This window comes from Kitasatospora sp. NPDC036755 (assembly GCF_040636595.1).
In the GTDB taxonomy this organism is placed as follows: domain Bacteria; phylum Actinomycetota; class Actinomycetes; order Streptomycetales; family Streptomycetaceae; genus Kitasatospora.
In genome coordinates this window covers 1-12351 of sequence record NZ_JBEZUT010000271.1, presented here as the reverse complement: position 1 = coordinate 12351, position 12351 = coordinate 1, and the positions used below count along the sequence as shown (strand labels likewise).

Here is a 12351-nt window from a genome sequence, read left to right as displayed (position 1 = left end):
CCGAGCGGCTTCGGCACGGCGGCGCCCGGGTCGGCCGTCGGGGCGCCGCCCGCGGGCCGGGCGGCCGGGGCGGAGGCGGCGGAACCGGCCGGGAGGGCGGATGCGGTGGCCGGCAGCGTGGCGCCGGCGCAACAGCCGGCGACGAGGCCGGCCAGCAGGGTGGGGAGGGATATCCGTGGGCGCACTGGTGGGTCCTTCTCCTGTGGGGGAGGCGCTGGGAGGACTGCCGAGACGTCGGGGGAACGCGTCATGATCCTGCCAGCGACGGAGGATCAGAACAATGTCACAGGTCATATGACATGCCCGGGCCCGGCCATAACACGGGCCCGCTACGGCCGGTAGGTCCGCGCGGCCCACGCCTGGAAGCCCGGCGCCGCCGCGACCAGGTCCCGGTACGCCGCGGCGGCCGCCCCCAGCAGCGTCTCCACCACCTCGCCGCCCACCCCGGCCGGCCGCCAGAGCAGCAACTGCCGGACCCAGATCGGCGTGCCCGCGAGCGGCTTGACCACCACGTCGGCGAGCGGCCTGGTGGTGGCGTGGACGACGGAGACGCCGAGCCCGGCGGCGATCAGCTCCTGGAGCTCCAGCCGGCCGCCGGGGAGCTCGTGGACGGCCACCGGGGTGAACCCGGCCGCGGCGCAGGCCCCGTGGAACACCCCGCGCCAGCCGGCCCCGTCGTCGGGGGTCAGGAACCACTCCTCCTCCGCGAGGTCCGCCAGGGCCACCTCGGCGCGGTGCCGCAACCGGTGGCCGGCCGGCAGCGCGACGAAGAGGGGCTCGGTGACGATGCCGCGGTGCGCGACGGCCGGGGAATGGCGCAGCTCCCGGCCGGGGTGGTCCACCGCCACGGCGGCGTCCGCCTCACCCCGCTCCAACAGCTCGACGACGTCGCGGGAGCGACGGACCGGCGTCAGAGCGAAGCGCTGACCGGGCCGCTGGTGCCGGGCCCTGACGACCAGTCCGGGCAGCAGCGGCGAGCCGGTCGCCGCCAGCCGAAGCTCGCGCGGGACGGGACCGGCCTGGGGCCCTGGGCCGCGGCCCAGGCGGTCGGCACGGGTGAGCAGCTCCCGGGCGGCGGCCACCACCTCCGCCCCGAAGCAGGTCGGCGCGACACCGGCGGCGGTGCGTTCGAACAGCGGGGCGCCCAGGTGGCGTTCGATCCGGCGCAGCTGGGTACTGGTCGCCGGCTGCGAGGCGCCGAGCAGGACGGCGGCCCGGCCGACGCTCCCGGTGTCGGCGATGGCGCACAGCACGCGGAGGTGCCGCAGTTCCAGCTCCATGACGCTCCCCCTCGCGCACCCGGCCGGCCCCGGCCGACGGCGTGGGGCGGGCTGCCGCCACCTGCGGTGTAACAGCACACATCACATGTCAGCGGCTTACCTTCGCCCTGGCGAATTGCCCCGTCAAGCCCTCCCCCGGGCCGGGTGGCACTCCGCGCACCATCTTTTGCCGAGGCATTGCCGACACCTGACCTTCCGCCCCGGTCCGGGCCGCCCCCGCGGCCGCCCCGACGCACCCGGCGCCGCCCCGCCCGGCCCCACCCCGGCCCGCGCGGACCCACCGGGAGGTGCGGGACTTGAAGACCGCCGCACCGTCCGCGACGCTGAAGACCCCTTGCGTTCCCCGAGCGGGCACCGACCGGTGCGGAGGCCTACCGATGACAGCCATGTTCGACCAGGAGCTGCGCGAGCAGCTCACCCAGGCCCGCCGAGATCTCGCGGCGGCCCGGACCGAAGGGGACGCCGACGGCGTCCAGGCGTACGAGGGCCGGGTCGCCTCGCTCCTGCGGCTCGCCGCCCAGCACGGCATCGACCTCCCGCACAGCGTCGACGAGGAGGAGCACAACGAGTAGCTCCCCGGAACCGGGCGGCTCCCCGAACGCCGCGGAGGCGGCCACCCCGCACGGGTGACCGCCTCCTGCCGTGACCTCCGGCGCCCGGGATCACTCCCCGGCCGGCTCCAGGATCGCCACGCACTCGAAGTGGTGGGTCATCGGGAACAGGTCGAAGGCCCGCAGCGAGACCGGCCGGTAGCCGCCCTCGCGGAAGAACTTCAGGTCCCGGGCGAGCGCCGCCGGGTCGCAGGCCACGTACGCGATCCGGCGCGCCTCCAGGCCGACCAGGTGGGCGACGGTCTCGCGGCCGGCGCCCGCGCGCGGCGGGTCCAGCACGATCAGGTCGGTGGCGGTGATGCCGGTGCGCGGCAGCAGCGTCTCGACCCGGTCGCACTCGATCCGCACGTTCTCCAGCGCGGCCAGGTTGTGCCGGGCGTCGACGACGGCCTGCTTGGCGGACTCGATGCCGAGCACCGCGCCGTCCTCGCCGACCCGGTCGGCCAGCGCGCCGGCGAACAGGCCGACACCGCAGTACAGGTCGAGCGCGTTCTCGCCCCACTGCGGGTCCAGGCCGTCCAGGACGGCGTCGACCAGGGTGTCCGGCGCCTCCGGGTGGATCTGCCAGAACCCGCCGTTGCTGACCCGCCAGGTCCGTCCGGCGGCCCGCTCGCGCACGAAGCTCCGGCCGTGCACCTTGTGCAGCTCGCCCTGCTCGCCGACCCGGGCGATCGACACCGGCTTGTCCAGCTCGACCAGCGGCAGCTGGGCGCCCGGACGCGGGGTGAGCACCACCTGGCGGTCCGAGGAGCCGCTCGCGGCGATCGCCTCGACGCTCGCCACCCCGGGCCAGTCACGGGACTCGATGCCCAGCTCGGTGACGCCCTCGGAGGCGATCAGGCAGCGGTCCACCGGCTGCACGTCGTGCGAGCGGTGCTTGCGCAGACCGACCTTCCCGGTCTCCGCGTCCACCGCGTACTGCACCCGGGTGCGCCAGGCCGGCACCTGCCCGGCCGGCAGCTTGCCGCCGACCGGCTCGACGCTGCCGTCCCAGCCGGCCTCGGCCGGGGTGAGCCCGGCCAGCTTGGCCAGCTGCTCGGTCAGCACCGCCGCCTTGAGCTTGCGCTGCCCGCCCGGGGTGACGTGCTGCCAGTCGCAGCCGCCGCACTTGCCCGGGCCGGAGAAGGGGCAGGGCGCCTCGATCCGGTCCTTGGAGGGCTCCAGCACCTCCACGGCGTCGGCCCGCAGGAACCGCGAGGTGGTGGTCCCGTCGGTCACCAGCGCGACGACCTTCTCACCGGGCAGCGCGTGCCGCACGAACAGCACCCGCCCCTCGTGCCGGGCCACGCAGTGCCCGCCGCCGTGCGCGACCGGGCCGACCTCGACCTCGTAGCGCTGCCCGGCCAGCGGCTCCCCGGACGGCGTCTCGGGCCGCGAGGGCCGCGCGGCGGCGGTGCGCAGCGCCTTGGGCGGCCGCACCGCCTGCTTGCGCGGTGCCTTCCCGCCCGCCGCGGCGGCACCCTTCGGCTCGCCCTGACCGGCGCCCCTCGAAGCGCCCTTCGAAGCGCCCTTGCCCGCGGAGCCCTTGGCACCGGCGCCCTTCGGCGCGCCCTTGCCCGCAGCGCTCTTGTCCGCGGAGCCCTTCGGCGTGCCCTTCCCGGCCCCCGGCCCGGCGGGCCCGCGGTCCGCCGGCTCCCCCGGGACGATCGGCGCGGTGCGCGCGGTGAGGCCGTCGCGGTCGGTGGCCTCCGGACGGGCCGGCCGGCCCCAGCGCGGCCGGGAGACCTGACCGGGCTGGGAGCCGCCCCGGCGGGCGCCCTTGCCGGAGGCGCCGGAGGAGCCCGAGGAGCGGGGCGGAGTGTTGCGGGTCACTGGGAGGAGTCCTTGCTGCGGTCGGGGGTGTCACCGGCGCTCGCACCGGTGGAGACGGAATCCTTCGACTTTACGGCCTTCGGCGCCCGAGGCTCGCCACGTCGGACGGCGCCCGGCGCCGACCAGGCCTTCTGCGGCTTGCGCCGCTCCGAGGACTCCAGCTGCCACGGCACCGAGGTGACCATCACCCCGGGCTTGAACAGCAGCCGTCCCTTGAGCCGAAGCGCGCTCTGGTTGTGCAGCAGGTGCTCGTACCAGTGGCCGACCACGTACTCCGGGATGTAGACCGAGACCACCTCCCGCGGGCTGCTGCGCCGCAGGTTCTTCACGTAGTCCAGGACCGGGCCGGTGATCTCGCGGTACGGCGAGTCCAGCACCTTGAGCGGCACCTCGATGCCGCGCTCGTCCCACTCGCGCCGCAGTGCCGCGGTGTCCGCCGGGTCGACGTTGACCGTGACGGCCTCCAGCGTGTGGGCCCGGGCCAGCCGGGCGTACGCCAGGGCGCGCAGCGCCGGCTTGTGCAGCTTGGAGACCAGCACGATGGCGTGCACCCGCGTGGGCAGCACCACGTCGTCCGGCTCCTCGGCGGCGATGAGCTCGTCGGAGACCCGGTCGTAGTGGCGCCGGATGCCCTTCATCATCACGAACAGCACGGCCATCGCGGCGATCGCGATCCAGGCGTGGCTGATCTTGGTGACCAGGACGACGATCAGCACCGCCATGGTCATCACCAGGCCGAAGGCGTTGATCGCCCGGCTGCGCTGCATGTGGCGGCGCTTGGCAGGGTCGGTCTCGGTGCGCAGCAGCCGGGTCCAGTGCCGGATCATGCCGGACTGGCTCATGTTGAAGGCGACGAAGACGCCTACGATGTAGAGCTGGATCAGCCGGTTGGGGTCGGCGTCGAAGGCCAGGATCAGCAGGACCGCGGCGATCGCCAGCAGGATGATGCCGTTGGAGAAGGCCAGCCGGTCGCCGCGGGTGTGCAGCTGGCGCGGCAGGTAGCGGTCCTGGGCGAGGATCGAGCCGAGCACCGGGAAGCCGTTGAAGGCGGTGTTGGCGGCGAGCACCAGGATCAGGCCGGTCACGGCGGCGACGAAGTAGAAGCCGGGCGTGAAGTTGTTGAACACGGCCTCGCTGATCTGCGCCAGCGCGGTCTTCTGGTGGTAGCCCGGCGAGGCGCCGACGAGCTGCTCGGTCGGGTTCTCGGCCATCTGGACACCGGTCAGCCGGGCCAGCCAGATGATGCCCATGAACATCACGACGGCGATGGACGCCATCATCAGCAGCGTCGTGGCGGCGTTCTTGCTCTTCGGCTTGCGGAAGGCCGGCACGCCGTTGGAGATCGCCTCCACACCGGTCAGCGCGGCACAGCCGGAGGAGAAGGCCTTCAGCAGCAGGAACACCATCGCGAAGCCCGCGAGCGAGTCGTTGCCGGGGGTGGAGGCGAGGTGGAACCCGGAGCTCTCGGCGGGCATGTCCTGGCCCAGCGCGAAGTGCCGGAACACCCCGTAGCCGACCATCCCGATCACGCCGATCATGAAGGCGTACGTGGGGACGGCGAAGGCGCTGCCGGATTCGCGCACACCGCGCAGGTTCATGCCCATCAACACCACGACCACGACCACCGACAGGACCGGTTCGTGGCCGCGCAGCGCGGGCACCGCGGAGACGACGTTGGCGACGCCCGAGGTGGTCGACACGGCCACGGTGAGCACGTAGTCGACCATCAGCGCGCTGGCGACCACCAGACCGGCGGCCGGCCCGTGGTTGACGGTCGCGACCTCGTAGTCACCGCCGCCGCTGGGGTAGGCGTGGACGTTCTGCCGGTACGAGGCGACCACGGCGAGCATCACGATCGCCACCACGACGCCGATCTGCCAGGAGAAGTGGATCGCCGAGGCGCCCGCGATGGAGAGGGTGAGCAGGATCTCCTCGGGGGCGTACGCGACCGAGGAGAGCGCGTCCGAGGCGAACACGGGCAGCGCGATCCGCTTGGGCAGAAGTGTCTCGCCCAGCTTGTCGCTGCGCAGGGCGCGCCCGATCAGGATGCGTTTCGGAAGGTCAGTCGGCATAGGCACGTTAAGGAATCGTAGGGGCTCCCCGGTCAACGCTCCGCCGTTTGTCCCCCCCTTCGTCGCGACTGTGTTCGGTGGACCGGCTAGCGTGTCGGATACGAGTCGGCGGGCAACACTCTGGTTGTCGAGCGTTGCCGGGTCGGCGCCCCCACGATGAACCTCGTCCCGGACGACCGGGCGGGAAACGGAGCTGAACGGTGTTTGCGCAGGTCAAGGCCCCTTCGGGACGGGTGAGGTAAGCGCCGGTGCACATCGTGATCATGGGCTGCGGCCGCGTGGGCTCCGCCCTCGCCAGAGCCCTGGAGAAACAGGGCCACTCGGTGGCCGTGGTCGACCAGGACCCGACCGCTTTCCGTCGGCTGGGCGCCGGTTTCAACGGCCGCCGGGTGACCGGGGTCGGCTTCGACCAGGACACCCTGCGCGAGGCGGGCATCGAGGAGGCCGGCGCCTTCGCCGCGGTCTCCAGCGGTGACAACTCCAACATCATCGCCGCGCGGGTGGCCCGGGAGAACTTCGGCGTCGAGAACGTCGCCGCCCGGATCTACGACCCCCGCCGCGCCGAGGTGTACCAGCGCCTGGGCATCCCCACCGTGGCGACGGTCCGCTGGACCGCCGACCAGATGCTGCGCCGACTGCTGCCGAGCGGCGCCGAGCCGCTGTGGCAGGACCCGAGCGGCGGCGTGCAGCTCGCCGAGGTCGCGTACGACCCGCGCTGGATCGGCCACCGGATCGGCAAGCTGGAGGAAGCCTCCGGCGCTCGGGTGGCCTTCGTCACCCGGCTCGGCGAGGGAGTGCTCCCCTCGCCGCAGATGGTGGTGCAGGAGGGCGACCTGGTGCACGTGATGCTGCGCCGGGCCGACCTGACGGCCGTCGAGGCCGCGTTCGCGCAGGGACCGAAGGAGGAGGGTCACTGATGCGGGTCGCCATTGCCGGTGCCGGTGCCGTGGGCCGCTCGATCGCGGGCGAGCTGCTGGAGAACGGCCACGAGGTCCTGCTGATCGACAAGAACCCCAACTCCATCTCGGTGGAGCGGGTCCCGATGGCGGAGTGGCTGCTCGCCGACGCCTGTGAGATCACCTCGCTGGACGAGGCAGCGCTGCAGCGCTGCCACGTGGTGATCGCCGCGACCGGTGACGACAAGGTCAACCTGGTCGTCTCGCTGCTCGCCAAGACCGAGTACGCGGTGCCCCGGGTGGTCGCCCGGGTGAACAACCCCAAGAACGAGTGGCTCTTCAACGAGTCCTGGGGCGTGGACGTGGCCGTCTCCACCCCGCGTCTGATGTCCGCGCTGGTCGAGGAGGCGGTCAGCGTCGGCGACCTGGTCCGCCTGATGCGCTTCAGCCAGGGCAACGCCAACCTGGTCGAGCTGACGCTCGCCTCGGACACCGAGCTGGTCGGCACCCGGGTCGGCGACGTCGCCTGGCCGCAGGACACCGCCCTGGTGACCATCATCCGCGAGGGCCGGGTGCTGGTGCCGGGCAAGGACGACACCCTGGAGGGCGGCGACGAGCTGCTCTTCGTCGCCGCGCAGGAGCGTGAGGAGGAGCTGGAGCAGCTGCTCTCGGCCACCTCGGGCGCCCAGTAGCCCCCGGCTCACAGCGGAAGGGCCCGCACCCCTCGCAGGGTGCGGGCCCTTCGCCGTCGTCCGGACCGGCCGGGACGGAACGGGGGGCGGCTACGTCGCCGGCTCCTCCTCGTCGTCCAGCTGCGCCTTGATCGGCGGCGGCGCCTTCAGCAGGATCTGCCAGGTCACGTACATCGCCAGCAGCAGCGGCGGGATGCCGAGGGCGACCTTCAGCCAGCCCAGCAGGTTGACGTTGTGGGTGAAGTACAGCGGGAAGAGGATCACCGGCTTGAGGCCCATGATCAGCACCCACGCCCAGGTCGCCCTGGTGTAGGCGGCCAGGCGGCCCGGGTTCTCCTTGCGCCAGGTGAACATCTCACCGGTGATCGGGCCGAGCATGACCCCGATCATCGGCCAGCGCACCAGGGCGGAGGTCGCCAGGGCGACGCAGTAGCCGACGTTCCAGAGCAGGCCGGGCAGGTAGAAGTCCTCGGCCTTGCCGCTCTTCATCGAGATCCAGGCCCCGAGTGCGACGCCGAACACCCCGCTGAAGGCGTGCTGGATGGTCTGCCGCTTCGCCAGCCGGGCCACCACGAACAGGGCGCTCAGACCCAGCGCGGCCCAGGCCGAGGTACTGACCTGGTGGGTCACGTTGTAGGTGACGATGAAGACCAGGCCGGGCAGCGTCATGTCGATCATGCCGCGTACGCCGCCGAAGGCCTGGAGCACGGTGTCGGCGGCCTCCTTGGAGGCGGCCTTGCGGGCGGCCTCCGCGGCCACCGGGTCGAGGGCCAGGTCGAGCTGGGCGGCGGCCTCGCCGCCGGGCTGGTTGCTCACGCTCATTCGCTCCCGTGTCCGACCGGACGCAGCTCATAGCGGGGGTTGAACAGCACGCGGCGCCCGCGTGCGTGACTGATCCGGCCGCTGGCGACCAGCCGGCGGCCGGGCTCTATCCCGGCGATCGAGCGGCGGCCGAGCCAGACCACGTCCAGCGCCTCGGTGCCGTCGAAGAGTTCGGCCTCCAGCGCGGGCACCCCCGCCCTGGGGCGGAGCGTCACCGTGCGCAGCGTGCCCGCGACGGTGACCAGCTGACGGTCCCCGCAGCCGGCGATCGGGGTGCAGCCGGACTCCGCGGCGCTCTCCTGACGCAGTTCCTCGGCGTCCAGCTCCTCGGCCGAGGAGGTCAGCCGGCTGAGCATGCGGCGGAGCCGCCCCTGCGGCTGGCCGCTGCTGTTGTCACCACTCATGTCGGAAGGGTACCGGGTTCCGGGCCCCCGGCGGCAGGTCGTTCGCCCGCCGGGGGCGGTCCGGGTCAGCTCTCGAACCGGTATCCCATGCCCGGTTCGGTGATGAAGTGGCGCGGGTGCGAGGGGTCGCGCTCCAGCTTGCGGCGCAGCTGGGCGAGGTAGACCCGCAGGTAGTTGGTCTCGGTGCGGTAGGCCGGGCCCCACACCTCCTGGAGCAGCTGGGTCTGGCTGACCAGCCGCCCGGCGTTGCGGACCAGGACCTCCAGCAGGTGCCACTCGGTCGGGGTGAGGCGGACGTCGGCGCCGTCCCGGTTGACCTTCTTGGCCGCGAGGTCGACGGTGAAGGACTCGGTGACGACCAGCGAGTCGGCCTCCCCGGCCACCGGCTCGGCCCGCCGCACGGCGGCCCGCATCCGGGCGAGCAGCTCGTCCATGCCGAACGGCTTGGTGACGTAGTCGTCGGCGCCGGCGTCCAGTGCCTCGACCTTCTCGTCCGAGGCGTGCCGCGCCGACAGCACGATGATCGGCACCCGGGTCCAGCCGCGCAGGCCCCGGATCACCTCGACCCCGTCCATGTCGGGCAGTCCCAGGTCGAGGACGACCACGTCCGGATGGCGGGCCGCGGCCAGCTCCAGGGCGCTCGCGCCGTCATGGGCCGCGTCCACCTCGTACTTGCGGGCCTTGAGGTTGATCACCAGCGCGCGGACGATCTGCGGTTCGTCGTCCACGACGAGGACCCGGGTCATTTACGGGCTCCGCCTTTCAGGGCTGTCTGACTTACGGACTGGGAATGGCTCTACGACGTGCGTCCGGCGGGCGGCCCCGGGCGGGGCGACGGGCCCGGCCGGCGCGCCGCCGGTTCTCAGGTGATCAGCTCCTGGAGCGGATCTCCACCCTCACCACCCGGCTCCCCCGTTCCGGGCGGCCGTTCGACCACCGGCAGGCTGACCACCATGGTGAGGCCGCCGCCCGGGGTGTCCTCGGCGGTGACGGTACCGTCCATCGCCTCGACGAAGCCGCGCGCCACCGCGAGTCCGAGGCCCACCCCGGCGCCGCGCGGCGCGTCGCCGTACCGCTGGAACGGCGCGAAGATCTTCTCCTTGGCGTCCTCGGGCACGCCCGGGCCGCGGTCCACGATCCGCAGTTCGACCCGGGCCGGCTCCCCCGGCCGGCGCAGCTCGTCGGCCTTGACCAGCACCCTGACGCCGTCCGGGCTGTACTTGACGGCGTTCTCGACCAGGTTGGCCAGCGAACGCTCCAGCAGCCCGCCGTCGGCCCGGACCATCGGCAGCGTCTCCGGCACCTCCAGCCGGACGGACTCCAGCGGCACCCCGCCGAGCGCGAACGGCACCACCTCGTCCAGGTCGGTCTCCTGGATCAGCGGGGTGACCGTCCCGGTCTGCAGGCGGCTCATGTCGAGCAGGTTGTTGATCAGGTGGTCCAGCCGGTCGGCCCCGGCCTCGATGCCGGCCAGCAACTCGGCCTCGTCCTCCGGGTCCCAGTCGACGTCGGCCGAGCGCAGCGAGCTCACCGAGGCCTTGATGCCCGCCAGCGGCGTGCGCAGGTCGTGCGAGACGGCGGCCAGCAGGGCGGTCCTGATCCGGTTGCCCTCGGCCTCCCGGCGGGCCTCGGCGGCCTCCCTGGCCAGTCGGCGGCGCTCCAGCACCACGGCGGCCTGCGCGGCGAACGCCCCGAGCAGGCGCCGGTCCGCCCCGGGGAGCACCCGGCCGCGCAGCACCAGCGCCAGGCTGTCGCCGACCGGGACGTCCACGTCGGCCTCCTCGGGCCGCTCCGGCGGGCGCGGGCCCGCGGTGGCCACCGGCGCCCAGGCGGCGAGCGGGTCGGGCCGTTCCAGCAGCGCGGCGCTCTCCTGCCCGAAGGTCTCCCGGACCTGTTCCATCAGCGCGGTCAGCACCCCGTCACCGTTCGGCGCGCCCCGCAGCACCGTGCCGGCCAGCGCGCTGAGCGTCTGCGCCTCGGTCTGGCTGCGGGCGGCCTGCTGGGTGCGCCGGGCGGCGAGGTCCACGACCGAGGCCACCGATATGCCGACGATGGTGAATATCGCCACCGCCATGATGTTCTGCGGCTCGTTGATGGTGAAGGTGTGCAGCGGCGGGGTGAAGTAGTAGTTCAGCACCGAGGAGGCCACCAGCGCCGAGCCGATCGCCGGAAGCAGCCCGCCGACCAGCGCCGCGCACACCGTCAGCGACAGGAACAGCAGCATGTCGGTGGAGAGCCCCAGGCCGCCGATCGCGGTCAGCACGACCGCCAGCAGCGGCGGGCCGACCAGCCCGATCAGCCAGCCGCCGACCGTCCGGGTACGGCCCAGGTCGGTGATCCGGCGGACGGGGATCTTGCCGCGCCCGTGCCCGGCGTGCTCGTGGGTGACCATGTGGACGTCGATGTCCCCGGCCTCCCGGGTCACCGTGGTGCCGACGCCCGGCCCGTACAGGTACTGCCAGGCGGGCCGTCGGCTCGTCCCCAGCACGATCTGGGTGGCGTTCACGCCCCGCGCGAAGTCCAGCAGGCCGGCGGCCGGGTCGTCGCCCAGCACCGCGTGGAAGGAGCCGCCGAGGCTCTCCACCAGCGAGCGCTGCTCGATCAGCGTCTGCGGCGATCCGGTGCCCACCAGCCCGTCGGAGCGGGAGATGTGCACGGCGAGCAGCTCGCCGCCGGAGACCCTCGCGGCGATCCGGGCCGCCCGGCGGATCAGCGTCGCCCCCTCGGGCCCGCCGGTCAGGCCGACCACGATGCGCTCCCGGGCCTGCCAGGTGCCCTCGATGCCCTGCTCGGCCCGGTACTTCTGCAGGTACTCGTCCACCCGGTCCGCGGTCCACAGCAGCGCCAGCTCGCGCAGCGCGGTCAGGTTGCCCGGCCGGAAGTAGTTGGCGAGGGCCGCGTCGATCTTCTCCGGCGCGTACACGTTGCCGTGCGCCAGCCGTCGTCGCAACGCCTGCGGGGACATGTCCACCAGCTCGATCTGGTCCGCCCGGCGGACCACCTCGTCCGGGACGGTCTCGCGCTGGCGCACCCCGGTGATGCCCTCGACGGCGTCGCCGAGCGACTCCAGGTGCTGCACGTTGACGGTGGAGATCACGTCGATCCCGGCCGCCAGCAGCTCCTCGACGTCCTGCCAGCGCTTCTCGTTGCGGCAGCCGGGGACGTTGGTGTGGGCCAGCTCGTCCACCAGGGCCACCTGCGGGCGGCGGGCGAGGACGGCGTCCAGGTCCATCTCGGAGAACCGGGCGCCGCGGTGCAGCACCTGCTGCCGCAGCACGACCTCCAGCCCGGCGACCATGTCCGCGGTCCGCCGGCGGCCGTGGTCCTCGACGAACGCGACCACGACGTCCGTGCCACGTTCGTGCCGCCGGTGCGCCTCGGCGAGCATGGCGTACGTCTTGCCGACCCCGGGGGCTGCCCCGAGGTAGATGCGCAGCCTGCCTCGTCCCATGAGCACCATTCTTGATCCGACCCTGCCCGGACGACACCCCCGGACACGTGTTCCCCTCGCCTTCGAGACTACGGCGTGCGACGCGATTTTCCGCTGATCAGTGCGCTGATCAGGCGGTTTTAGCGGCATATTGACGGTGCCCAGCCACTCGGCGGGGGTCGCTCGGGAGGGACGACGGCAGAGACGGAAACACCCGGCCGGCCCGGTCCGGCCCGGAAACGCGAAGAACCCCCATCCGGGACCCGGATGGGGGTTCTTCAGAAGAATTGTTCGGCGGCGTCCTACTCTCCCACAGGGTCCCCCCTGCAGTA

At 73.1% G+C, this 12351-nt stretch carries 10 protein-coding genes and 1 pseudogene; 3 read left to right on the top strand and 8 right to left on the bottom strand.

What is annotated here, in order from left to right:
* Together AB0E96_RS30765 and AB0E96_RS30760 are read right to left on the bottom strand one after the other, a co-directional pair.
* Positions 1–185: pseudogene (locus AB0E96_RS30765) on the bottom strand (hypothetical protein); the annotation flags it as partial.
* Between the two features lie 144 nt (positions 186–329).
* A complete protein-coding gene (locus AB0E96_RS30760) occupies positions 330–1280 on the bottom strand; it encodes a LysR family transcriptional regulator (protein WP_359829053.1) in 951 nt (316 codons plus the stop codon).
* A gap of 377 nt (positions 1281–1657) precedes the next feature.
* Here AB0E96_RS30760 and AB0E96_RS30755 point away from each other — a divergent pair, with 377 nt between their 5' ends.
* On the top strand, positions 1658–1852 hold the full coding sequence (locus tag AB0E96_RS30755) for a hypothetical protein (protein ID WP_359829052.1): 195 nt from the start codon (positions 1658–1660) through the stop codon (positions 1850–1852).
* Positions 1853–1942: 90 nt separating this feature from the next.
* Here AB0E96_RS30755 and AB0E96_RS30750 read toward each other — a convergent pair whose 3' ends face one another.
* Positions 1943–3292, bottom strand: a complete 1350-nt coding sequence (locus tag AB0E96_RS30750) for a class I SAM-dependent RNA methyltransferase (RefSeq protein WP_359829054.1) — start codon at positions 3290–3292, stop codon at positions 1943–1945.
* Between the two features lie 407 nt (positions 3293–3699).
* Positions 3700–5781: an APC family permease gene (locus AB0E96_RS30745; RefSeq protein ID WP_359829051.1), complete on the bottom strand. Its 2082-nt coding sequence runs from the start codon at positions 5779–5781 to the stop codon at positions 3700–3702.
* Positions 5782–6023: 242 nt separating this feature from the next.
* Here AB0E96_RS30745 and AB0E96_RS30740 point away from each other — a divergent pair, with 242 nt between their 5' ends.
* Both AB0E96_RS30740 and AB0E96_RS30735 read left to right on the top strand, forming a co-directional pair.
* Positions 6024–6692, top strand: a complete 669-nt coding sequence (locus AB0E96_RS30740) for a TrkA family potassium uptake protein (protein WP_359829050.1) — start codon at positions 6024–6026, stop codon at positions 6690–6692.
* The gene (locus AB0E96_RS30735) at positions 6692–7363 is read left to right on the top strand and encodes a TrkA family potassium uptake protein (protein WP_359829049.1); all 672 of its coding nucleotides are present in this window, start codon (positions 6692–6694) and stop codon (positions 7361–7363) included. The genes AB0E96_RS30740 and AB0E96_RS30735 overlap by 1 nt, the downstream gene beginning before the upstream one ends.
* 90 nt (positions 7364–7453) lie before the next feature.
* Here AB0E96_RS30735 and AB0E96_RS30730 read toward each other — a convergent pair whose 3' ends face one another.
* From AB0E96_RS30730 to AB0E96_RS30715, 4 genes are all read right to left on the bottom strand, one after another.
* Positions 7454–8179: a DUF3159 domain-containing protein gene (locus tag AB0E96_RS30730; protein ID WP_359829048.1), complete on the bottom strand. Its 726-nt coding sequence runs from the start codon at positions 8177–8179 to the stop codon at positions 7454–7456.
* Positions 8180–8181: 2 nt separating this feature from the next.
* Entirely contained in the window at positions 8182–8589 is a 408-nt protein-coding gene (locus AB0E96_RS30725; protein WP_359829047.1) for an OB-fold nucleic acid binding domain-containing protein, read from the bottom strand.
* A 65-nt stretch (positions 8590–8654) separates the two neighbouring features.
* Positions 8655–9335, bottom strand: a complete 681-nt coding sequence (locus tag AB0E96_RS30720; RefSeq protein WP_049657530.1) for a response regulator — start codon at positions 9333–9335, stop codon at positions 8655–8657.
* A gap of 116 nt (positions 9336–9451) precedes the next feature.
* The gene (locus tag AB0E96_RS30715; RefSeq protein WP_359829046.1) at positions 9452–12040 is read right to left on the bottom strand and encodes a sensor histidine kinase KdpD; all 2589 of its coding nucleotides are present in this window, start codon (positions 12038–12040) and stop codon (positions 9452–9454) included.
* Between the last annotated feature and the right edge of the window lie 311 nt (positions 12041–12351).